1 protein-coding gene is annotated in these 257 nt (G+C 66.9%); it reads left to right on the top strand.

Translation table 11 applies throughout. From position 1 onward, the window contains the following. A partial coding sequence (locus ACLJNW_RS26475) for a Yip1 family protein (protein ID WP_410961549.1) occupies positions 1-257 on the top strand: 257 nt, incomplete at both ends.

The following is a 257-nucleotide window of genomic DNA, read 5'->3' as shown; positions in this document are numbered from 1 at the left end:
AGCTGACCCAGGCCAGCGCGTTGCAGATGACGGTCCTCACCTACCTGGCGATGCTCGCCGGGGTGGCGGTGATGGGCGCGTTCATCCACTGGATGGCGCGGACCTACGACGCCAACCCGAGCCTGACCCAGTGCATCGTGTTCGCCGCCTACAACGCCACGCCGCTGTTCATCGCCGGGCTGGCGGCGCTGTATCCGCACCTCTGGCTGGGAATGATCGTCGGGGTGGCGGCGATCAGCTACACGGTCTACCTGCTC

The organism is Salmonella sp. SAL4457, assembly GCF_046548235.1.
Classification (GTDB): domain Bacteria; phylum Pseudomonadota; class Gammaproteobacteria; order Enterobacterales; family Enterobacteriaceae; genus Salmonella; species Salmonella enterica.
The sequence above is the reverse complement of the archived record's forward strand: the minus strand, read 5'-3'. Positions and strand labels throughout refer to the sequence as shown.